Source organism: Geobacter sp. SVR (assembly GCF_016865365.1).
Taxonomy (GTDB): Bacteria; Desulfobacterota; Desulfuromonadia; order Geobacterales; family Pseudopelobacteraceae; genus Pelotalea.
Window position 1 is genome coordinate 2,231,673 of record NZ_AP024469.1, and the last position, 21,618, is coordinate 2,253,290.

The following is a 21,618-nucleotide window of genomic DNA, read 5'->3' on the forward strand; positions in this document are numbered from 1 at the left end:
TGGTAGAAAGAAACGTTTGCCATCCCTCACACAAGGATACGACGCGATTTATGGCATTTTCTCCCACATCCATTCTGGTAACCGGCGGCGCAGGCTTCATCGGTGCCAACTTCATCCACTCTTTTATCACCAATAACCCCGCCTGCAACGTCGTAAATCTGGATTGCCTGACCTATGCCGGCAATCTCAAAAATCTGGCGGCGGTCGAAAATCACCCCGGTTACCGTTTCGTCAAGGGGGATATCGGCGATGCAGCCCTGGTGGCAAGCATCCTGGCCGAACACCGTATCGATGCCGTGGTGCATTTTGCCGCCGAGTCCCATGTGGACCGCTCCATCAGCGGGCCCGAGATCTTCGTACGTACCAATGTTCTGGGGAGCCAGGTGCTGCTGGAGGAGAGTCGCAAACACTGGCAGTCGGGCACTGTCGCGGATTTTCGTTTTCTGCAGATTTCCACCGACGAAGTGTATGGTAGTCTGGGGGACACCGGTTACTTCACCGAGGAGACCCCCCTTGCCCCCAACTCCCCCTATTCGGCCAGCAAAGCCGGGGCCGATATGCTGGTGCGGGCCTACCACGAAACCTACGGCATGCCAACCCTCAACACGCGCTGCTCCAACAATTACGGCCCCTATCATTTTCCCGAAAAGCTGATCCCGCTCATGATCCACAACATCATCAACAGGAAGCCGTTGCCGGTCTACGGTGATGGCCTGAATGTGCGCGACTGGCTGCATGTCCGCGATCACGCCGCCGCCGTGGAAACGGTGCTGAAGCAGGCCGCTCCCGGTTCGGTCTACAACATCGGCGGCAACAACGAGTGGAAGAACATCGATATCGTCAACCTGGTCTGCGACCTGCTGGACGGGCGCCTGGGGCGTCCGACAGGGGAAAACCGCAGCCTGATCACCTTTGTCAAGGATCGCCCCGGCCATGACCGGCGTTATGCCATCGATGCCTCGAAACTGAAGCGTGACCTGGGGTGGGAGCCGGCCTATACTTTTGAGCGTGGCATCGCCGAAACCATCGACTGGTACCTGGCCAACCAGGAGTGGGTGAGTGAGGTGACTTCCGGCGCGTACCGGGAGTATTACGCCCGGCATTACGAAGGAGCTGCACAATGATCCTGGTGGTTGGCTGCAACGGCATGCTGGGGCGCGACCTGATGACGCTCCTGGGGGAGAAGGCCCGTGGTGTGGACTTGGGTGAGATCGATATCACCGATCTCGAATCCACCGAGCGCACTCTGACGGCACTGCACCCTTCGGTAGTGATCAACTGCGCCGCCTATACCGATGTGGATGGCTGTGAAACCAATGCTGAAACCGCCATGCAGGTCAATGGCGAAGGTGTGGGGTACCTGGCCATGGCCACCCGCGCCATCGGGGCGAAACTGGTACAGGTCAGCACCGACTATGTCTTTGACGGCGGCAAGGGCACTCCCTATCAGGAAGATGACCTGCCACGCCCCCTGAATGTCTATGGCGAGTCGAAACTGGCCGGCGAGATGAATGCCGCCTTCAATCCCGATCACCTGATCGTGCGCACTCAATGGCTGTATGGCCTGCACGGCAAGAACTTCGTGGAAATCATGCTAAAATTGGCAGGCGAGAAAGACCAGCTCGCGGTGGTGGACGACCAGGTCGGTTCTCCCACCTGGACGGTCGATCTGGCGCGGGCCATCGTGGCCCTGGTCGATAACGGGTGTCAGGGCATCTACCATGCCGCCAATGAGGGTTTCTGCTCGTGGAACGAGTTTGCACGGGCTATTTTCGAGGAGGCCGGTCTGACCGTAACGGTCAACGGCATGACTACCGAGCAGTTGAACCGGCCTGCCCGCAGGCCGCTCTACTCGACGCTGGACTGCAGCAAGCTGCGACAGGATACCGGAATAGCGCTCCGGCCCTGGCGCGAGGCACTCCGTTCGTATATGGCTTCGAGAACAAATAAACACTAGGAGAGAGAGCATGGAACGGGGAGAACGCCCCTGGGGCTCATATCTGGTGCTGGATGAGAATACCAGCTACAAGATCAAGCGGATCGAGGTCAAGCCGGGCGAACGCCTGTCGCTGCAGAAACATCATCACCGCAGCGAGCACTGGATCGTGGTATCCGGTATTGCCAAGGTGACCTGCGGCGAGCAGGAATTTTTCGTCAATGTCAACGAATCCACCTTTATTCCGGTTGGGAAGCAGCACCGCCTCGAGAACCCGGGCAAGATCCCCCTGGTGATCATCGAGGTGCAGAGCGGCGAGTATCTGGGAGAAGACGACATCGTCCGCTTCGACGATGACTACAACCGTTGCGAGGTGCATGCTGAACTGTAGGATGCCCCCGTTTTACCGGCTGAGCTTTTCGCTTATCGGGTTGCTGATCATTTTCACGGCGTTGCTGGCCGGCTGCGCAGCCTCTTCCACCGCTGTCATGGATGAGGAGATCGTTACCAACGAGAAGCCGATGGCGACGTACAAACGGCTGCTTCTGAGCGATTTCGAGCTGGATCCCGAGTTGTACACCGACCTCCCGGAGGCCGGTCCGGGTGAGCGGGAACGCAGATACGCCCAAGTTCCGGCACAGTTGACCGACCAGGTCCAGCGTTATGTGAAATCGCGGCATATCTACGACTCGGTGTCCCGGGATGAGCTGCTTTCCCCCACCACCCTGGTGCTGAAAGGCAGGTTCACCAGGATGGGGCGATTCCGTATTTCCATTGAAGCCATGCTTCTCGATGGAGCTTCCGGTCAGGAGGTGGCCTATTTCCGCCAGACCCTGTGGGATGTCTTTGACACCACCGAAGCGGTCGGGCGGCTGGGGCACGAGATCGCCGATTTCATCGACCGGATTCAGTATAAGTAGAGTTGCCCCCTGCCGGGCCTCGTTCATCAATCGAGACCGGCAATTTCTTCAACGGAGGCTGTCGTGTATATCGTTATTCTCGCAGGCGGATCAGGAACGAGATTCTGGCCATTATCGAGGGCTGCCAGGCCGAAACAGCTGATTTCGATCACCGGCGACAGGACCATGCTTCAACGCACGGTGGAGCGGGTGCTGCCCCTCAAGCCGAAGCGTATTCTGATCGTTACCAATGTGCTCCAGGCAGCAGAGACGGAACGGCAGGTGACCCATTATCGTGGCGTCGCCATCGATGTGATCGCTGAGCCATGCGCCAGAAATACGGCCCCGGCCATCGGCCTGGCAGCGACCATCATCGCTGCCCACGATCCGGCCGGCTTGATGGTCGTGCTGCCGGCCGACCATTTCATCAGGAATGAAGAGGCCCTGCGCGAAACGCTCGAATCCGCGGCCCATGCCGCTCGGAACGGGTACCTGATGACGCTGGGAATCATGCCGTCCCGCCCCGAAACCGGATACGGCTATATCGAGGCCGATATGGACCTTCGCGGGAGCGGACCGTTTCCGGTGCGGCGTTTCGTTGAAAAGCCCCCCCTGGAGCAGGCCATCCGCTATCTGGACGAAGGCAATTTCTTTTGGAATAGCGGCATGTTCGTCTGGCGGGCCGATACCATCCTGAGCGAAATCGCGGCCCACATGCCTGCACTGGGACAGGCACTGGCCGGAATCACCTTCAACGGCGATGTCTGGGAACTGTCGGACCTGGACAACCAGATCGAGGCTGTCTACAGCGGAGTTGAAAACACCTCGATCGATTACGGCGTGATGGAGCGCTCCGAGCGGGTGCAGGTCGTGCCGGTGGAGATGGGCTGGAGCGACGTGGGCAGTTGGAGCGCCCTGCCCGAAGTGGTGGAACCGGATGCCGCAGGAACGGTATGCATCAATGCCGCCGGCATGGTTTCAATCGATTCGAGCGATTGCCTGATATATGCCGATAAACAGATGGTGGCTGCAGTTGGTGTCAATAACCTGATAGTGGTTTCAACCCCCGATGCACTGCTGGTCTGTGAACGAGACCGCGCCCAGGAGGTCAAAAAGGTGGTGGAGGAGCTGAACCTCCGCGGCAGCAGCACCTTTCTGTAATCACGAGATACCGTTCCGCTGAAAAATCCCTCACCCCGGTGACGGATTTTTTAGTGCCATTATTGTCAACTTTCGTCTCATAGTTTGGTTAACCACTGGTGATGCCCATGCGCGATTCCATACATGATGAACTGCAGCAGATACGTAGCCGGGGACTGTACCGGGCGACACGTCTGATTCAGGGGCGGCAAACGGCCCGGGTCACCCTGGAGGGGGGAGAGGTGCTCCTGCTCTGTTCCAACAACTACCTCGGTCTGGCGGAGCATCCCGCGCTTGCGGAGGCCTCCGTCCGGGCGATCCGGAGCTTCGGAGCCTCCGGCGGCGCCTCGCGCCTCGTTTCCGGCACCATGGAACTGCACGAGCAGCTCGAGTCGACCGTGGCCGCTTTCAAGGGGACGGAATCCGCTTTGGTCTTTAACAGCGGCTATGCGGCTAATACCGGTATAATTCCGGCGCTGGTCGGGCGCGGGGACGTGATCTTCAGCGACCGCCTCAATCATGCCAGCATCGTCGATGGTGCTTTGCTCTCCGGAGCCCGGTTGGTGCGGTATCCCCATAATGACGTGAATGCTCTGGCCCGGCTGATGACGAAACATCGCGGTAGCGGGCGCTGCCTGATTGTGACTGACGGCGTGTTCAGCATGGATGGCGATCTGGCTCCGCTCTCCGCTCTGGCTGAACTCAAGCATCGCCACGACGCCCTGCTGATGATCGACGATGCCCATGGCTGCGGCGTGCTGGGGGCAGGGGGCAGGGGCTCTGCCGAGCTTTTGGGGGTGATGGAGGAGACAGACATCCATGTGGGCACCCTCGGCAAAGCCATGGGGAGTTTCGGCGCCTATGCGGCGGTTTCTTCCGAGATGCGCGAGCTGCTGATCAACCGTGCCCGCAGCTTTATCTTTTCAACCTCGCTGCCCCCTGCGGTACTGGCCGCATCCGTGGCCGCACTGGAGATTGTGGCCTCTCCGGAGGGAACGGGCCTGAGGAAGAGGCTTTGTGACAATGCCGTCCTGTTCAGGCAACTGTTGGCCGGGCACGGATTCGCGGTCGGCGACAGCAGTACGCAAATCATTCCGATCATGTGCGGAGATGCGCAGGTTACCATGAGATTTTCAGAGGAACTGCTGCATGAGGGGGTGTTTGTCCAGGGAATTCGTCCTCCCACGGTGCCTGCCAACAGCTGCCGGCTGCGTTGTACGGTCATGGCCACCCATTCCCGCGAAGATCTCACCTGGGCTGCCGGGCGGATTGCAGCGGCAGGCCGGCGTCTGGGGGTTGTCTGATGGCCTGGTTCGCTGCTCGGGACGGAAAAGGCCTGTGGTACGAGGATCACGGCCAGGGACCTGCGGTGGTGCTGCTGCATGGCTGGTGCATGTCATCTGCGATATGGCAGCTTCAAGTGCAGTCCCTTTGCCGTTCGTTCCGTATCATCGCCCCTGATCTGCGCGGCCACGGCAGATCGGAATATGACAGTGGCGACTGCAGTCTGGCGCAATTTTCCGAGGATACGGCCGCGCTGATTCAGTATTTGGATCTGGAGCATGTTTTTCTGGTCGGGTGGTCGCTGGGGGGGCAGGTGGCGCTGGAGGCCACCCGGCTGGTGCGGGAACGCTTGGCCGGCCTGGTACTGGTGGGTGCAACTCCCTGTTTCACCGCCTCGGAGAGTTTTCCACATGGCCTGGGACGGATGGAGGCCGACGGCATGGCGCTCAAGGTCAGGCGCAATATCGTACGGGCGCTGGAAGGGTTCACGGCGCGCATGTTCTCTGCCGGGGAGCTGGACGAGCCGCAGCGTGCCGAGCAGGTACGCCGGGTACTGGACCGGGTGCCTGTCCCCGAGACGAGCGTTGCCCTGGAGAGCCTCCAGTCCCTGGCTGATGCCGATCTGCGGCCGCTGCTTTCTGCAATCGATCTGCCGACGCTGATCATCAACGGCGATATGGATCGGATCTGCCTGCCGGCAGCATCCGATTACCTGGCTCGTCATATTCCTACCAGCCGGCAGGTGATCCTGCCGGGGGTCGCGCATGCGCCCTTCCTGAGCAGGCCGGAGGAGTTCAACGACCACCTGAGCCGGTTCATCTCGGAGGTGCTGTGAACACGGGGGCCGCAAAGGAAAGGGTCGGCAGCTCTTTTCATCGTCAGGCCGCCGAATACGACCGTCATACGGTTGTACAGAAGCGGGTGATTGCCCGCCTTGACGAATTGATTGCACATCATGCGTCCAGAGAGCCCTTGCGGTTGTTGGATATCGGCTGCGGAACCGGCGGCCTGCTGGCTGCCATGCAGAAGCGTTATCCGCTCTCCGGCCTGTGCGGCCTCGATCTGGCCTTCAACATGTCCCATATGGCATCCTCCCGTTTCGACGGGGCTGCCCTGATCGTTAATGGCGATGCTGAACGGCTTCCTTTTTGCGATCAGGCCTTTGACCTGGTCGTCTCCGCCTCCACGCTGCAGTGGGTGCCGCGACTGGACCGCTGTTTTCGGGAGTTCCACCGAGTGTCGAGTGGAGATGGGCTGATATGCGTTGCCTTCTTTGGAGAAAAGACCCTGTGGGAGCTTCAGGCAAGCTACCGGGAAGCGCTGAGGCGCGGCGGCATCGAGGAGCGCAGTAGCAGGCTGCGCCGATTCATGACACGGGACGAAGTGGCGCAGGCGCTCTCGGGACTCGGCTTCAGACAGCTGACAGTGACAAGTGAAATCGAGCTGGAGCAGCATGCCGATGTTCCCGATCTGCTGCGCGCCATCAAGGGGACCGGGGCCGCTACACCGGCAGGGAGCGCTGCGGGGGGCTTGGGATGGCGCAGGGTGCTGAACGATATGGCAGATATCTACCGGTCGAGATTCATGCAGAACGGGAAGATACCGGCCACCTACGAAGTCATCTACGTCATCGCACGCGGCTGAACGGATGAAATTCCGGCTTTTATCAGCCCTGGCAACAGCGTGTGAATTTCAGGTACCCGACAGGTAGAGGGACTCGCTGAAATGGCAGGCGGCATGGTGAGAGGGGAGCTTTTCATCCAGCCCCGGCGTTTGCCGGCGGCAGATATCCTGGGCATAGCGGCAGCGGGGATGAAAGCGGCAGCCGGAAGGTATAGCGAGCGGAGAAGGGATGTCCCCCTGCAGGAGCAGCCCCTTCTCGTCCTGTTTCCGGTTGATCTTGGGAATGGCCGAGATGAGCGCTTCGGTATAGGGGTGCAGACAGCGGCGGAACAGCATCGATGCAGGGGCGCTCTCAACGACGATGCCGAGGTACATGATGATTATCCGGTCGCAGATGTGCCGCAGTACGGAAAGGTCATGGGAAATGATCATCAGCGACAGGTCGTAGGCCGACTTCATCTCCTGCAGCAGATTGATGATCTGGGCCTGGATGGAGACATCCAGCGACGATACCGGCTCGTCGGCGATGATGATTTCGGGGGAGGCGGCCAAAGCGCGTGCGATTCCGATGCGCTGGCGCTGGCCTCCGGAGAATTCGTGCGGAAAACGGTTGATGTGTTCCGCGGGAAGACCGACCTTTGCCATGATGTCCTCGACCGACCCGCGCCGCGATGCGGCATCCCCCGAGCGTGCGATTACCAGCGGCTCGGCAATGATGTCGCCGACGCGCATGCGGGGATTCAGCGAGGAGAACGGGTCCTGAAAGATCATCTGTGTCTGGCGACGGAAGTCTGCCCGTGCTGCGGACGATAACCCCGTAACAGTGGTGCCGTGGTACTGCACCTGCCCACCGTCCATTGTGACCAGCCCTGCCAGGATCTTGCCCAAGGTGGACTTGCCGCAGCCCGATTCCCCGGCTATTCCCAGGATCTCTCCTCGCCGCAATTCAAGAGAAACACCGTCCAGAGCGGTCAGCATGCCGGCGGGCGCCGTCAGCCCGGCTGTCACTTTGTAACGTTTGCGAAGATCTTCTCCGCTGAGTACGCTTTCGTATTCCGTAGTCATGGCAGATTCCAGCAGCGGACATGGTGTCCGGGGGATATCTCCCGGAGTTCGGGCAGTTCCTGCCGGCATTCTGGCAAGGAAACAGGACAGCGGTCGCAGAAACCGCAGCCCCGGGAAGCGGCCGTGATTCCGGGGGGCTGCCCGGCCAGCGTGGCCAGGGGCTTGCCCGGTTCGGCATTCTGGGGAAGGGATGCCAGCAAGGCCCGGGTGTAGGGGTGCCCGGGATGACGGAGCAGTTCCGCGCTGGGGGCAGACTCCACGATGCGCCCCGCGTACATGACGCAGGTGCGGTCGGATCGTTCCGCCACAATCCCGAGATCGTGGGTGATCAGGAGTATTCCCATGTCCACGGAACGGCGCAACGAGTCGATCAGTTCCAGGATCTGGGCCTGGATGGTCACATCCAGGGCGGTGGTCGGCTCATCGGCGATCAGCAGGGCCGGGTCGCAGGCCAGGGCCATGGCGATCATGACCCGCTGGCGCATGCCGCCGCTTAACTGGTGGGGGTAATCCCGCATACGGTCGCCTGCTGCGGGAATGCCGACGACCTGGAGCAATTCCGTGGCTTTTTCGGCGGCTTTGGTACGGTTCAGGGCACGATGCAGTCTGAGCGGTTCCGTAAGCTGGTCTCCGATGCGCAGAACCGGATTCAGCGAGGTCATGGGTTCCTGAAAGACCATGGAGATGCGGCTGCCCCGGATCGAGCGCATGTCCTGATCGGCCAGGGAGAGAAGGTCGCAGCCGTCGAAGGTGATGCTTCCCGACCGGATGAACCCCGGCGGGGGGACCAGACGCATTACAGAGAGAGCGGTCATGGATTTGCCCGATCCCGATTCACCCACCAGCGCAACCGTCTCCCCCTTTTCAATAGAGAAGCTCACTCCGTTGACGGCGGGAAGGGGGCCAGCAGCGGTCCTGAAGCAGGTATGCAGGTTGTCGATGGAAAGCAGGGACATTGTGGGATTCCTGAAAGTCATATCCGCGTGTGTTTTGCCGCTTCAAGCATCCCGGTCGGGAAGATGACCGGCGAATAGTACCACCTTCCGCCGTACCGGGGCAACTCTTACTCGCACGGTAGGTGCGGTGGGTACAGAAGGGCTTTTGCTCCTGCGAGCCGGTCCTGCCCTGCCCGATTCGGCAGACAAGCTGCTTAGCACCCATGGATGAAGCTATCTCAGCGAAGGCACCCTGAGAAACGGATCGTCCTCGGTCGCGAATTCTGCAGTTCTGCGTCTGGCTCACCACTCCGGCATTCCGATAAGGCAACCCGCTGCCAAAACAAAAACATTAATGAAATTAAACCGAGGCAGCCATCAAAAAAATTGACATGATGCCGGTATATGTGATTGTATCACCAAGTTTTGCGGTTATTACTGATGCGTATATCATTGTTGATAATAGTGGCTCTTGCCGTTGTTTTTCTAGGAGGGGATCTGCACCTGCAGGCCGCCGTCGCTCCCAGTGAAACGATACGCGTTGCCATTGTCAAAAATGCAGGCACCGTGGTTGTCGACGGCGACGGCCTGCTGGCTACGCGCGAAACCGGCGAGGCGGTGGCGCTTGTTCCTCCGGTCAGCATCACCGGTGGAAGGGACCAGCTGATTGTCAACGGCACCGCGTTTCGCCAGCTCACCTTTGCTGCATCTTCAGCGGTAAAAATCAACGGCAAGCCTTATCGCGGCATGGTTGAGATTCTTCCCGGCGAGAAGGGACTGCTGGCAGTCAACCAGCTGCCCCTGGAAGATTATCTGGTCGGCCTGATCAACTGCGAGATATCATCGGCATGGCCCATCGAGGCGGTCAAGGCCCAGGCGGTGATTGCCAGAACCTACGCCCTCAACCGCAAGGCGGCTCGTAAGAATGCGGTGTATCATCTTGAATCGTCCGTCATGGACCAGGTGTATGATGGTTGCCTGATCGAAGACAGCCGGGCGCGACGGGCCGTTGAAGAAACTGCCGGAGAAGTGCTGACTTACAACAAATCGATCATTCAGGCCTTCTATCACTCCAGTTGCGGCGGAAAAACGGAAGCTGCGGAGAATGTATGGGGAGCATCGGTGCCATACTTGAAAGGGGTCGAGTGCGAATACTGCCTGACCAACCCCTCGACCTCCTGGGAACAGAAGCTCACCTTGAAGGATATCGACGAGAAGCTCAGAGCCGCCGGCTACAAGGTAACGGGGGTGACCGACCTCAGGCCCGGACCTCGTAACGAACGGGGGCGTTTGCGGAATATCAGGGCAGTATCCGGCCAGGGTGAGGTTGCCATCAGCGGCGATCAGTTCCGCAAGGCCATCGGTTATGGTATCATTAAAAGTACCAATTTCGTGGTGAAGGTCGCCAACGGAGAAGCGGTCTTTTCCGGCTACGGCAACGGCCACGGCGTCGGACTGTGCCAGTGGGGTGCCAAACAGCGCGCCCTGGATGGATTCGGATACGCCGAAATTCTGACGTACTACTATCCCGGCACCCAGCTGAAAAGGTTCTTTGAAATTAGCTGACAGGTATCATTGCATGCTCGTTGCAGAATTTGATTATCATCTCCCGCCGGAGCTGATCGCCCGCGTTCCATCCCCGCAGCGGGGCGCTTCCCGTCTGATGCACCTGGAGCGGCAGAGCGCTGCCGTTGGCCACGACATTTTCACCAACATTCCGTCCTATCTGAGGCCATCGGATCTGCTGGTGATGAACGATACCAGGGTGATTCCTGCCCGCCTTTCCGGCCACAAGGCGACCGGCGGGAAGGTTGAGATCTTTCTCCTGCGCCGCGATGACGGCTTGTCCGAGAGCTGGATATGTCTCATCCGCCCTTCCCGAGGCATCAGGGACGGTCAGGAAATCACATTTGCATCCGGCATGGCAGCCCGTGTGTGCGGGCGCAGAGATGCCGAAACCTGGCGGGTCGAATTCCGGGGAGATGAACCGTTCCCTGCTTGGCTGGAGCGCGAGGGGCAGATACCCTTACCCCCCTATCTTCTGCGGGAAGCCGACCATCTGGACCGGGAGCGTTACCAGACAGTGTTCGCCCAGGTTCCGGGGGCCGTTGCCGCACCCACGGCCGGACTCCATTTTACCCGGGAGCTCTTGAATGATCTTGAACAGACGGGTATCCAATCGGTCTTCCTGACCCTGCATACCGGTTTGGGGACGTTTCAGCCGGTCCGCACCGAGCGTGTGGAAGATCACCGCATCCACACCGAATATTACTCGATTCCCCAAGGCACAGCAGACGCGATCTCCGCGACGCGAGAGCGGGGCGGGCGGGTGATTGCGGTGGGAACCACAACCGCCAGAACCCTGGAATACGCTGCCGACGGTCAGGGGGGCGTCCGAGCCGGCCAAGGCGAGGCTGACATTTTCATCTATCCCGGCTACCGTTTTACTGTTGTCGATGCACTTGTCACCAATTTTCATCTGCCGGAATCCACGCTGCTCATGCTGGTATCGGCTCTGGCCGGCAAAGACTTCGTGCTGGCCGGCTACCGGGAGGCGATCGAGAGAGGGTATCGCTTTTACAGCTACGGCGATGCTATGCTCATCACCTGAACCTCCTTCTCTTATAGGCTACAAACGCTTTACAATTCCCGCTTTCAGCAGGTGATTCTTTGTCTGTTTCAAACTTTACCGTTCTTCATCGCGATGCATCCTGCAGGGCGCGTCTCGGCTCTCTGAAAACCGCTCATGGAGAGATAGAAACCCCGATATTCATGCCGGTAGGGACCAACGCCACGGTCAAGGCCATGACCCCCGAAGATCTGCTGGCGATCAATGCCCAGATCATTCTGGCCAATACCTACCACCTGTACTTGCGGCCCGGGCATAGGTTGGTGGAGAATCTCGGCGGACTGCACCGCTTCATGAACTGGAAGCGCCCGATTCTCACCGACAGCGGTGGATTTCAGGTGTTCAGTCTGGGAGACCTGCGCAAGATCAGCGAGGATGGGGTCAAGTTCCAGTCTCATCTGGATGGTTCCTACCACGTACTGACGCCTGAGTTGGCGACACGCATCCAGGAGGCGCTGGGTGCCGATATTGCCATGTGTTTCGACGAATGCCCTCCCGCCACTGCGGCTTACAACTATGTGGAGCGTTCACTCGAAATGACCACCCGTTGGGCCCGTCGCTGCAAAGAGGCCCATCGGCGCGAGGACCAACAGCTGTTCGGCATCATCCAGGGGGGCATGCACAGTGATCTGCGGGCCCGCAGCCTGGAGCAGATCTGTTCCATCGGTTTCGACGGTTACGCCCTGGGGGGGCTGTCCGTCGGCGAGGAAAAGGAGGCCATGTACGCGGTCATGGACTGCTGCGCTCCCATGATGCCTGATCAGTCTCCCCGATACATCATGGGGATCGGGGCTCCGGAGGACTTGGTCGAGGCAGTGTGGCACGGGTATGACATGTTCGACTGCGTTATGCCGACCCGCAACGCCCGCAATGGCATGCTCTTTACCAGCCGGGGGCGGATCAACATCAAGGCCAAGATCTACGAGGAGGACCAGGGGCCCCTAGACCCCGAGTGCGGCTGTCATGTCTGCCGGACCTACAGCCGCGCTTACCTGCGTCATCTTTACCGTGCCGGTGAAATCCTGGCCTCCAACCTGAACACGTATCACAATCTGTATTTTTACCTGGATCTGATGCGGCGAATGCGGGAGGCCATCCGCAGCAACAGCTTCTCTGAATTCCGAAGGGAATATTACAGGAAACAGCAGGCAGACTAGGATCTTAAAGGAGGATAGTTCTATGTTGGGTTTAGCGTTTGCAATGGCAGGTCCCCCGGGTGGGGCAGCAGGGTCTACCGGCGGTATGGCTGCATTCCAGCAGATCATTCCGTTGGTGTTCATGTTCGCAATTTTCTACTTTCTGCTGATCCGTCCCCAGCAGAAGAAGGCCAAAGAGCACAAGGCGCTGCTTGACGCTATCAAGAAGGGTGATATTGTTATCACCGCCGGCGGCGTTCACGGTAAGGTAACTTCCGTGGATGACAACATCGTTTCCCTTGAAATCGCCACCGGAGTCGTCATCAAGATCAACAAGCCTTATATCGCCTCGATCAAGAGGGATTAGCTTCCCGAGATCCGCCACCATGGCGGCTTCTGACGATGACCTGCACCGCAGGCCTCCTGCGGTGCATTATGATATGCAAACATATTCGAAGGGAGACCGAGGTTCATGCCGAAAGGAACTGGCTGGCGCATTAGCCTGATATTCATCTTCGTTCTACTGTCGTTTCTTTATCTGACACCGACACTGGCGAGCAAACTGCCGACGTGGTGGACGGGGCTGCTGCCCAAAGACAAGATCCATCTGGGTCTCGATCTTCAGGGGGGGACGCACCTGGTGCTTGAAGTCGACACGCAGAAGGCGGTCGAAGGATCTCTGGATCTCGTGGCCACCGATCTGGAAGATACCTTGACCGGTAAAAATCTTCACTTCAAGCGGATTCAGCGCACCGGTGCCGATAAAGTCAGCATCGTGGTGTACGAAAAAGGAACCGGCGAAGCAGTTCAGAAGCTGATCAAGGATAAATACCCCGGTTATGAGCTGAGTCCCCCCCATGATGAAGGTGGTTTCGTGGCCCTGGATCTCCGCATCGGCGAGAAGGATGCCCAGGACCGCAAGGACAAGGCGGTTGCCCAGGCACTGGAAACCATCCGCAACAGGATCGACCAGTTCGGCGTTTCGGAACCGGTTATTCAGCGTGAGGGCATCAACCACATCGTTGTGCAGCTCCCCGGCATCAAGGATCCCCAGCGGGCCATCGATCTGATCGGCAAAACCGCCCGACTGGAGTTCAAGTTGGTTCGGGAGGACGTATCCCCCTCGTCGTCAGCCGTTCCGGAAGATGCCGAGGTTCTCAAGGAAAAAACCGTTGACCCTGCCACCGGCGCTGTCAATGAGGTGCCCTTTGTTCTGCAGAAGAAATCGCTCATAACCGGTGATCTGCTGACCGATGCCCAGGTGCGCATCGATTCCCAGTTCAACCAGCCCTATGTTGCCATCGAATTCAACTCCCTGGGCGCCAAGCTGTTCGATCAGGTTACCGCTGCCAATGTGGGCAAGCGCTTTGCTATCGTACTGGACAACAACATCTACTCCGCCCCGGTTATCAGGGAGCGTATCTCCGGCGGCAGCGCGCAGATTTCGGGCAACTTCACCGAAAAGACCGCCGCCGACCTGGCCATTGTCCTGCGGGCAGGCGCTCTTCCCGCTCCGGTCAAGATCATTCAGAACGTAACGGTCGGCCCCTCCCTGGGACAGGACTCGATCAAGAAGGGCTTGTACGCCGGTCTGATCGGTGTGGTGCTGGTCGTGCTGTTCATGGCCGTGTACTACGGCTTGTCGGGTATGGTGGCCAACTGGGGCATGGTGCTGAACGTCATCTATCTGATGGGAGCGCTGGCCGCTCTGGGTGCCACCCTGACCCTGCCGGGCATTGCCGCCATCGTGCTCTTGATCGGTATGTCGGTTGACGCCAACGTGCTTATCTTCGAGCGCATCCGCGAAGAGCTCAAGCTGGGCAAGAGCCCCAAGGCTGCTCTGGATGCCGGCTACGACAAGGCTTTCCTGACCATCATGGACTCCCACATCACCACACTGATCACCGCGGCAGTGCTGTTTCAGTTCGGTACGGGCCCGGTGAAGGGATTTGCCGTTTCCCTCAGTCTCGGTGTCATCATCAACCTGTTCACCTCGTTGATTGGCACCAAGGTGGTGTTTGACACGGTTCTCTACAAATGGAACGTCAAGAAATTGAGCATATAAGGGGGAACACCGTTCATGGAACTTCTGGGCAAGACCAACATAGATTTCATCGGAAAACGTAAGATCTCTTTTATCATCTCGATCATTATTTCGATCATCGGCATCATCGGCATCATCCAGATCGCCCGCGGCACTGCCAACATGGGGATCGACTTCGCCGGGGGCACCTCCATTCAGCTCAAATTCGCCAAGCCGATGTCGATTGCCGAAGCACGCAAGGCATTGCATGAGAATGGCATTGCCAAAGCCGACCTTCAGGAAATCAAGGAGGGCAACAAGCTGTTGATCAAGATCGACAGGCACGCAGGCGCCGCGGTCGGCAAATCTGCAGACGTTGTCCAGGAAGCTTTCAAAAAGCACTCCCCGGACAATGCCTTTACCGTGGAGAGTTCCACCGAGATCGGTCCTTCCATCGGGGATAAGCTGCGCAAAGATACGCTCGTGGCAGTCGTCATATCGTTGATCTGTATCGTGCTCTACATTGCCTGGCGTTTTGACTTCAAATTCGGCATCGGGGCGACCCTGGCAACCACGCACGACTGCCTTGCCATGTTCGCCGTTTTCTATCTGCTGGACAAAGAGATCAATCTGCTGTTCATTACCGCAGTCCTGACGATTGCCGGCTATTCCCTGACCGATACGGTGGTTGTTTTCGACCGCATCCGCGAGAACCTGCACAAGAATCTCAAGGGGGCCATGGAGAAAATCTTCAACGACAGCATCAATGAGGTGCTTTCTCGTACGATTGTTACCTCCCTGACTGTTCTGCTGGCGTCCGCCTCACTGTTTTTCTTCGGCGGCGAGGTGATCCATGACTTCGCCCTGGCACTGCTGATCGGCCTGCTGGTCGGCACCTATTCCTCGATCTTCGTTGCCAGTCCGATCGTCGTGTTGCTGGAGAATCGCGCCTTGGCCAAACATGGCCAAAAGGCATAACAGCGCAATAGCCCAGAGGGGGAGCTCATATTGAAAAAAGAAACTATTCTGATAGCAGTCGTTGCCCTGGTTGTCGGGCTTTTGGGTGGATACCTGGTATTCAGCATCGGTAGCGCCGGCAAGGTGCAGCAGGGTAGTCCCGCAATTCCGGCAGGGGCGGGCTCGCCCACCGACTATTCCCGCCGCATCGCGGAAGCGGAGAAAATAGTTGCTGCAGATCCCAAGAACCTGAACGCCTGGATTTCGTTGGGAAATGACTACTTTGACACCGAACAGGCCCAGAAGGCGATCAACGCCTATGGCAAGGCCCTGGAAATCCAGCCCAATAACCCCAATGTTCTTACCGATCAGGGGGTCATGTTCCGCAAGGTGGGCTGGTACGACAAGGCTCTGGCAAATTTCGAAAAGGCCCAGAAGATCGAGCCGAACCATCTTCAAAGCCTGTACAACATGGGGGTGGTCTATGCCTCCGACCTGAAGCAGCCGGACAAGGCGATCCAGACATGGAACCGCTACCTCAAGATCGACTCCAACAGTGCCACAGCGGTGCAAATCAAGAGCATGATCGCTCAACTGGGGTCCGGGGGCGCAGCGCCGGGCAAACAATAATCGACCGATCCCCCGCACTCCGGGGGATTTTTTTTTGGGCGCCGGCTGACCTGCAGCTGTTCGCCCTTATGTTTTTAATGCATAAATGGAGGGTTCGGGAGTGCGGAAACGGTGGATACTCAGAAACGGGGCGGGTGATTCAATGGCGGTTTTGGCCGGAACGGCCGGGAGCGGGATCCACCCGCTGCTCTCGGCCATCCTGGCTGCCCGGGCCGTTGTTTCCCCGGAGGATGTCGGCCGTTTTCTTGCCCCGGCCCTGGCGGACATGCATGACCCTGCCCGCATGAAGGGCATGGCGGCAGCCGTTGACCGGCTGCTTGCCGCATGGCGCAAACGCGAAACAGTCTGCATCTACGGCGATTACGATGTGGACGGCATCACCGGTACCGCCTTGCTGGTCTCCTTTCTGCGAGAGGCAGGTTTTATCTGCCACTACCATATCCCCAATCGTTTCGACGACGGCTACGGGATAAACGCTGCGGCTGTCGAGCAGATCGCGGCTGGCGGCGCCCACCTGATCGTCTCCGTGGACTGTGGTATCACGGCAACGGAAGAAGCGGCCCTGTGCCGCCGGCTCGGGATAGACCTGATCATTGTCGATCACCATCTTCCGGGCGAGCAGATTCCCGATGCCGTGGCTGTCATCAATCCGCTTCAACCCGGCTGCGATTATCCCTTCAAATCCCTGGCAGGAGTGGGAGTGGCCTTCAACCTGCTGGTCGCCCTGCGTTCGGCGCTGCGGGAACAGGGGGCCTTCGACGCGGCGAGTGTTCCCGACCTGCGCCGTCGGCTCGATCTCGTGGCCCTTGGCACCATTGCCGATGTGGTGCCGCTGGTCGGCCAGAACCGCATCTATGCCTTTCACGGACTCAAACTGCTTTCCACCACAACGGCGCCCGGGCTCCTGTCACTCAAGCAGGTGGCCGGCATAAAAGGCAGCGTCAGTTGCGGTCAGGTCGGTTTTCGGCTGGCACCGCGCCTGAACGCGGCCGGACGCATGGAATGCGCCGTTCCGGGGGTTGAGCTGCTGCTGGGCAATGACCTGCAGGAGACGCTTAATCTTGCCTCGGATCTCGATGCCGCCAATGCCGAGCGCCAGGCGGTCGAGCGGAGCATGCTCGAAGAAGCGATCGCCATGGTCGAGGATGCCGGCGATTCTTCCGTCCGCCGCAGCATCGTGCTGGCCAGTACGACCTGGCATGAAGGGGTTGTGGGTATTGTTGCATCGCGGCTGGTCGAGCGCTATCATCGTCCTACGGTCCTGATCGCACTTACCGAAGATGGCCACGGGAAAGGATCCGGCCGGAGCATTCCCGGCTTTCATCTGCTCGATGCCCTCACACTCTGCGCTTCCCACCTGAAGCGCTTCGGCGGTCATCGCTACGCCGCGGGCATCGGTCTTGCGGCAGACCAGGTGGCCAGCTTCGCCGATGCCTTCGAGGAAATCGCGTCGCGCCTGCTGGCCGACGAGGATCTTGTTCCACGGCTGGAGATCGATGCCGAGGTGCAGCCCGGTGATGTCACTGCGGAACTTGCCGGCGAATTGAAACGGCTGGAACCTTTTGGCGCGGGCAATCCTGAACCGGTCCTGATGATGCGGGGAGTTACGGTTTTTGAAAGGCGGGAAGTGGGGGAAGGGCATCTGCGCCTGCGTCTGGGACGTGCGGGGCGCTCCTTTGCCGCCATCGGCTTCGGCATGGCGAAACACGAGACAACAGGGTTGGTCGACATCGCTTTCTTTCCGGAAATGAACGTGTGGAACGGCAGTTCGAGCCTTCAGTTGCGGCTCAAGGATCTGCGGCCGGCGGAGTGACCATGCAGCGTGAGGAACGATTCGACAGTGCCGACCGCATCATCAGGATCGGCTTCTGGGTTAACCTGGTATTGATGGTCTGCAAACTTGCCGCCGGGCATTGGGGGCATTCGGATGCCGTTTTTGCCGACGGCATCGAAAGCGCCTGCGATTTTGTGGCCATTTTCTCCACCATGGTTGCGCTCAAGCTGGGGCGCAAGCCCTTCGACGCACAACATCCATACGGGCATGGCCGGGCCGAGAATCTTTCGGCACTGCTGGTTTCCCTTGCAATCATCCTCACCGGCTGCTGGATTCTGGCCGATTCCGTTCATTCGGTTCTTCACCGGAAGTACCAGTCTCCCAATGTCATCGCCGTTGCAGCCGCCTTTCTGACCATCATTACCAAGGAATGGTTGTACCGCTTCACCCTCACCACAGGCAAACACCTGGAGAGCCCGTCCCTGCAGGCGCTTGCCAAGGACCACCGCAAGGACGCCATCACATCGGTCGCCACCCTGATCGGGGTTGCCGGCGCCTTTTGCGGGTACGGTGTCATGGACCCGCTAGCCGCCGGACTGACCTCCTTCGTGATCCTCTATATCGGCTACCAGGCCTTTCGCGAGGCGTCCCACGACCTGATGGACGGCAGCGTTCCTCCCGATTTCATCACCGAAGTGAGCCGGCTGGCGGAAAGCGTGGAGGGGGTGGAGCAAGTCCACGACATTCGTGCCCGGCGTTCGGGACAGTACATGATCATCGATCTCAAGCTGGACATGGACCCTGACATGACGGTCAAACATTCCCACGCCATCGCGACCCACGTAAAGAAGCTGATTTTCGACGGTTTCCCCAACGTTGGCGACGTCATGATTCATATCAATCCGCATGATGAAGAACACGAAGACCTGATCCGGCTGTGAAGGCCATTACCCCTTGCCCATGAACCATAAGCTCCCCATCGATGAAGTTCTGCCCGAACTGCTGAGTACCTTGCGAAGCCGCACCGCCTGCGTGCTGCAGGCGCCCCCCGGGGCCGGCAAGACCACCCGGGTGCCGCTGGCGCTGCTCGACCTGATTCCACCCGAAGCGGGACGCATCGTCATGCTCGAACCGCGCCGGCTCGCTGCCGTCAACGCTGCCGGGTGGATGGCCAGCTTCCTTGGGGAGCGGGTAGGGGAGACCGTCGGGTACTCGATCCGCTTTGACAGCCGGGTATCGACATCCACGCGGATCGAGGTGGTCACCGAAGGAATTCTTACGCGCCGGATCCAGAGCGATCCGCTGCTGGAGGGGGTGGCGGCCGTCATATTCGACGAATTCCACGAGCGCAGCTTTCAGGCGGATCTGGGGCTGGCGCTCTGCCTGGATGTGCAGCGCCAGGTCAGGGACGATCTCAGGATACTGGTCATGTCGGCCACGCTCGAGTGCGAGCCGTTGGCGCGGCTGCTGGGGAATGCTCCGGTGATCACTTCCAAGGGGCGTACCTTTCCGGTGGAGGAGGTTTTTCTGGAGGACCAGCCTCGCGGTCCCCTGCCTCCAAGAATGGCGGCAGCCATAGGGAGAGCCCTGGCCGAGACAGGCGGTGACATTCTGGCGTTTTTGCCCGGTGCGGGTGAGATCCGCTCCTGTGCCTTGCGTCTGGAGGAGATGGGGCTGCCGGGGAGAGGTATTGCGGTGCTGCCCCTGTACGGAGATCTTCCCTTTGACCGGCAGCAGGCTGCCATCCAGCCCGGTCCACAGCGTCGGGTGGTGCTGGCCACCAGCATCGCCGAAACCAGCCTGACCATCGAGGGCATTGAAACGGTCGTCGACAGCGGCCTTTCCCGGCGCCTGCGCCACGACCTGAGTAGCGGCATCAATCGTCTCGTGACGGTGCGTGAATCGCGGGCTTCAGCCGAGCAGCGCAAGGGCAGGGCGGGGCGTCTGGCTCCGGGCGTCTGCTATCGGCTGTTCAGCCGCCATACCTACAGCGCCATGGTGCCCCAGACCCCGGCGGAGATCCTGGAGATGGATCTCGCCCCCTTGGTGCTGGAGCTGTCTGCCTGGGGCATGACGGAACCGTCGCAGCTCTCTTGGCTCGATCCTCCGCCGGCAGCGGCACTGGCGGCGGCGCGTCGGCTGCTGAGCGAACTTTCTGCCGTGGACGAGGCGGGACGGATTACCGCCACGGGCCGTGCCATGGCCGGGTTGCCGCTGCATCCGCGTCTGGCCAGGCTGCTGGTGCGCTCGAAGGAAATCGGTTGTCCGGAGTTGGGATGCGATCTGGCCGCCCTGCTCTCCGAACGGGATATTGTCCGGCGCGGGCCGGCAGGCCTGTACGCTTCGGGGCATATGCCGGACATCGGCGAGCGGCTGAGGTTGCTGAGAGAATGGCGCAGCAGCGGCCGGGGGCCCTCAATCGCGGACAGCGGAGCGCTGGCGGCAGTTGAGCGTGTATCGCGTCAGCTGCTGAAGCTACAGGGAAACATATCCCGACAACCCGTGGGCAATGAGCAGGATGGACCTGTCAGCCGCCTGCTGCTGTCCGCCTATCCCGACCGGGTGGGAATGCTGCGTGCGAACGACGGCACACGCTATCTGATGGCCAATGGCCGCGGTGCCCGTCTGGCCGACGCGCTCTCCGCCATTCCCGAAATACTGTTGGTCGCGGTGGCGGTCGATGGGGGGGAGCAGGGGGAGCAGGGGGAGGGGCTGATACATCTTGCTGCACCGGTTTCAGAGGAAGTGCTGCGAAGCGAGCTGGCAGACCGGATCGAGCGGAAGGACTCGGTTTCGTGGGACAGCCGCGAAGGACGGGTGATTGCGGTCAGGCAGGAGTGTCTCGGTGCGCTGCAGCTCTCTTCCCGGGCCTTCGCCCCCCCTGCCGAATCGCTGGTGCCGGTAATTGTCGAAGTGGTACGCGCCTCATTGCTGGGCCTGCTGACACGAGCAGACGGTTTCTATCAGTTTCAGGCACGGGTAATGATGCTACGGCGCATGTTTCCGGCGGATGGCTGGCCCGACCTGTCCGATACCGCTCTACTGGATACGCTCGACATCTGGCTTGCTCCGGCGCTTGGCGGCATCCGTACGGCCCAGCAACTGGCAGCCGTGGACTGCACGACAGCGCTGGGTACAGCGCTGGACTACCGGCAGCGTCAGGCATTGGAACAACTGGCTCCGACCCACCTGACCGTGCCGAGCGGGTCACGCATCAGGATCGATTATTGCGCAGGGGAACTGCCGGTGTTGGCGGTGAAGCTGCAGGAATTGTTCGGCCTGGCCGAAACGCCCACCGTGGCGGCCGGCAGGGTGGCTGTTCTGCTGCACCTGCTTTCGCCGGCCGGCCGGCCGCTGCAGGTGACAGGAGATTTGAAGGGATTCTGGGACGGCTCCTATCACCAGGTCAAAAAGGAGATGAAGGGGCGCTACCCCAAGCACCCCTGGCCCGATGACCCCTGGAGCGCCCCTCCCACACGGCGCGCGAAGCCGCGCGGATAAACGAAACGTTTTTACAGGGATATACAGGATCGACAGGATGAAAAAAACACTGCCTGTCCGTATAACACCGAAAAAATGGTAGCCCG

General features: G+C 59.7%; 20 protein-coding genes. 18 read left to right on the plus strand and 2 right to left on the minus strand.

Features of this window, described 5'->3' with window-relative positions; translation table 11 throughout:
- Positions 1 to 50: 50 nt before the first annotated feature.
- The 8 genes from rfbB to GSVR_RS10375 all read left to right on the plus strand — a co-directional run bounded on the left by rfbB (position 51) and on the right by GSVR_RS10375 (position 6,903).
- Complete coding sequence (rfbB, locus tag GSVR_RS10340) at positions 51 to 1,124, plus strand: dTDP-glucose 4,6-dehydratase (RefSeq protein ID WP_173199523.1); 1,074 nt, start codon at positions 51 to 53, stop codon at positions 1,122 to 1,124.
- On the plus strand, positions 1,121 to 1,957 hold the full coding sequence (gene rfbD / locus GSVR_RS10345) for a dTDP-4-dehydrorhamnose reductase (RefSeq protein WP_173199521.1): 837 nt from the start codon (positions 1,121 to 1,123) through the stop codon (positions 1,955 to 1,957). The genes rfbB and rfbD overlap by 4 nt, the downstream gene beginning before the upstream one ends.
- A 10-nt stretch (positions 1,958 to 1,967) precedes the next feature.
- Positions 1,968 to 2,327, plus strand: a complete 360-nt coding sequence (locus tag GSVR_RS10350; protein WP_173199519.1) for a cupin domain-containing protein — start codon at positions 1,968 to 1,970, stop codon at positions 2,325 to 2,327.
- Positions 2,314 to 2,856: a hypothetical protein gene (locus tag GSVR_RS10355; RefSeq protein ID WP_173199517.1), complete on the plus strand. Its 543-nt coding sequence runs from the start codon at positions 2,314 to 2,316 to the stop codon at positions 2,854 to 2,856. The genes GSVR_RS10350 and GSVR_RS10355 overlap by 14 nt, the downstream gene beginning before the upstream one ends.
- 63 nt (positions 2,857 to 2,919) lie before the next feature.
- A complete protein-coding gene (locus tag GSVR_RS10360; RefSeq protein ID WP_173199515.1) occupies positions 2,920 to 3,996 on the plus strand; it encodes a mannose-1-phosphate guanylyltransferase in 1,077 nt (358 codons plus the stop codon).
- Between the two features lie 107 nt (positions 3,997 to 4,103).
- Positions 4,104 to 5,279 carry an 8-amino-7-oxononanoate synthase gene (bioF, locus tag GSVR_RS10365; protein WP_173199513.1) on the plus strand — a complete coding sequence of 392 codons (1,176 nt, stop codon included), beginning with the start codon at positions 4,104 to 4,106 and terminating at the stop codon, positions 5,277 to 5,279.
- Entirely contained in the window at positions 5,279 to 6,094 is an 816-nt protein-coding gene (locus tag GSVR_RS10370) for an alpha/beta fold hydrolase (protein WP_173199511.1), read from the plus strand. Before bioF ends, GSVR_RS10370 begins: the two co-directional genes overlap by 1 nt.
- The gene (locus GSVR_RS10375; protein ID WP_173199509.1) at positions 6,091 to 6,903 is read left to right on the plus strand and encodes a methyltransferase domain-containing protein; all 813 of its coding nucleotides are present in this window, start codon (positions 6,091 to 6,093) and stop codon (positions 6,901 to 6,903) included. Before GSVR_RS10370 ends, GSVR_RS10375 begins: the two co-directional genes overlap by 4 nt.
- 48 nt (positions 6,904 to 6,951) lie before the next feature.
- On the opposite strand, the gene GSVR_RS10380 is transcribed toward GSVR_RS10375, so the two are convergent.
- Together GSVR_RS10380 and GSVR_RS10385 are read right to left on the minus strand one after the other, a co-directional pair.
- The gene (locus GSVR_RS10380; RefSeq protein ID WP_173199507.1) at positions 6,952 to 7,947 is read right to left on the minus strand and encodes an ABC transporter ATP-binding protein; all 996 of its coding nucleotides are present in this window, start codon (positions 7,945 to 7,947) and stop codon (positions 6,952 to 6,954) included.
- Positions 7,944 to 8,903 carry an ABC transporter ATP-binding protein gene (locus tag GSVR_RS10385; protein WP_173199505.1) on the minus strand — a complete coding sequence of 320 codons (960 nt, stop codon included), beginning with the start codon at positions 8,901 to 8,903 and terminating at the stop codon, positions 7,944 to 7,946. Before GSVR_RS10385 ends, GSVR_RS10380 begins: the two co-directional genes overlap by 4 nt.
- A gap of 420 nt (positions 8,904 to 9,323) precedes the next feature.
- Between GSVR_RS10385 and GSVR_RS10390 the strand changes: the two genes are divergently transcribed.
- From GSVR_RS10390 to hrpB, 10 genes are all read left to right on the plus strand, one after another.
- Positions 9,324 to 10,448 (plus strand): SpoIID/LytB domain-containing protein, encoded by a 1,125-nt coding sequence (locus tag GSVR_RS10390; protein ID WP_173199503.1) that lies wholly within the window; start codon positions 9,324 to 9,326, stop codon positions 10,446 to 10,448.
- 13 nt (positions 10,449 to 10,461) lie between these two features.
- Positions 10,462 to 11,493, plus strand: coding sequence for a tRNA preQ1(34) S-adenosylmethionine ribosyltransferase-isomerase QueA (gene queA / locus GSVR_RS10395; protein ID WP_173199501.1), 1,032 nt, complete (start codon positions 10,462 to 10,464; stop codon positions 11,491 to 11,493).
- 59 nt (positions 11,494 to 11,552) lie between these two features.
- Complete coding sequence (gene tgt, locus GSVR_RS10400) at positions 11,553 to 12,668, plus strand: tRNA guanosine(34) transglycosylase Tgt (RefSeq protein WP_173199499.1); 1,116 nt, start codon at positions 11,553 to 11,555, stop codon at positions 12,666 to 12,668.
- Positions 12,669 to 12,690: 22 nt separating this feature from the next.
- On the plus strand, positions 12,691 to 13,014 hold the full coding sequence (gene yajC / locus GSVR_RS10405; protein ID WP_173199497.1) for a preprotein translocase subunit YajC: 324 nt from the start codon (positions 12,691 to 12,693) through the stop codon (positions 13,012 to 13,014).
- Between the two features lie 105 nt (positions 13,015 to 13,119).
- Positions 13,120 to 14,712, plus strand: a complete 1,593-nt coding sequence (gene secD / locus GSVR_RS10410; protein ID WP_173199495.1) for a protein translocase subunit SecD — start codon at positions 13,120 to 13,122, stop codon at positions 14,710 to 14,712.
- Positions 14,713 to 14,727: 15 nt separating this feature from the next.
- A complete protein-coding gene (gene secF / locus GSVR_RS10415; RefSeq protein ID WP_173199493.1) occupies positions 14,728 to 15,648 on the plus strand; it encodes a protein translocase subunit SecF in 921 nt (306 codons plus the stop codon).
- A gap of 30 nt (positions 15,649 to 15,678) precedes the next feature.
- A complete protein-coding gene (locus GSVR_RS10420; RefSeq protein ID WP_173199491.1) occupies positions 15,679 to 16,257 on the plus strand; it encodes a tetratricopeptide repeat protein in 579 nt (192 codons plus the stop codon).
- Between the two features lie 142 nt (positions 16,258 to 16,399).
- Positions 16,400 to 18,070, plus strand: a complete 1,671-nt coding sequence (gene recJ / locus GSVR_RS10425; RefSeq protein WP_239077515.1) for a single-stranded-DNA-specific exonuclease RecJ — start codon at positions 16,400 to 16,402, stop codon at positions 18,068 to 18,070.
- 2 nt (positions 18,071 to 18,072) lie between these two features.
- Positions 18,073 to 18,972, plus strand: coding sequence for a cation diffusion facilitator family transporter (locus tag GSVR_RS10430; RefSeq protein ID WP_173199487.1), 900 nt, complete (start codon positions 18,073 to 18,075; stop codon positions 18,970 to 18,972).
- A 19-nt stretch (positions 18,973 to 18,991) separates the two neighbouring features.
- Positions 18,992 to 21,532 (plus strand): ATP-dependent helicase HrpB, encoded by a 2,541-nt coding sequence (hrpB, locus tag GSVR_RS10435; protein WP_173199485.1) that lies wholly within the window; start codon positions 18,992 to 18,994, stop codon positions 21,530 to 21,532.
- Positions 21,533 to 21,618 lie beyond the last annotated feature (86 nt).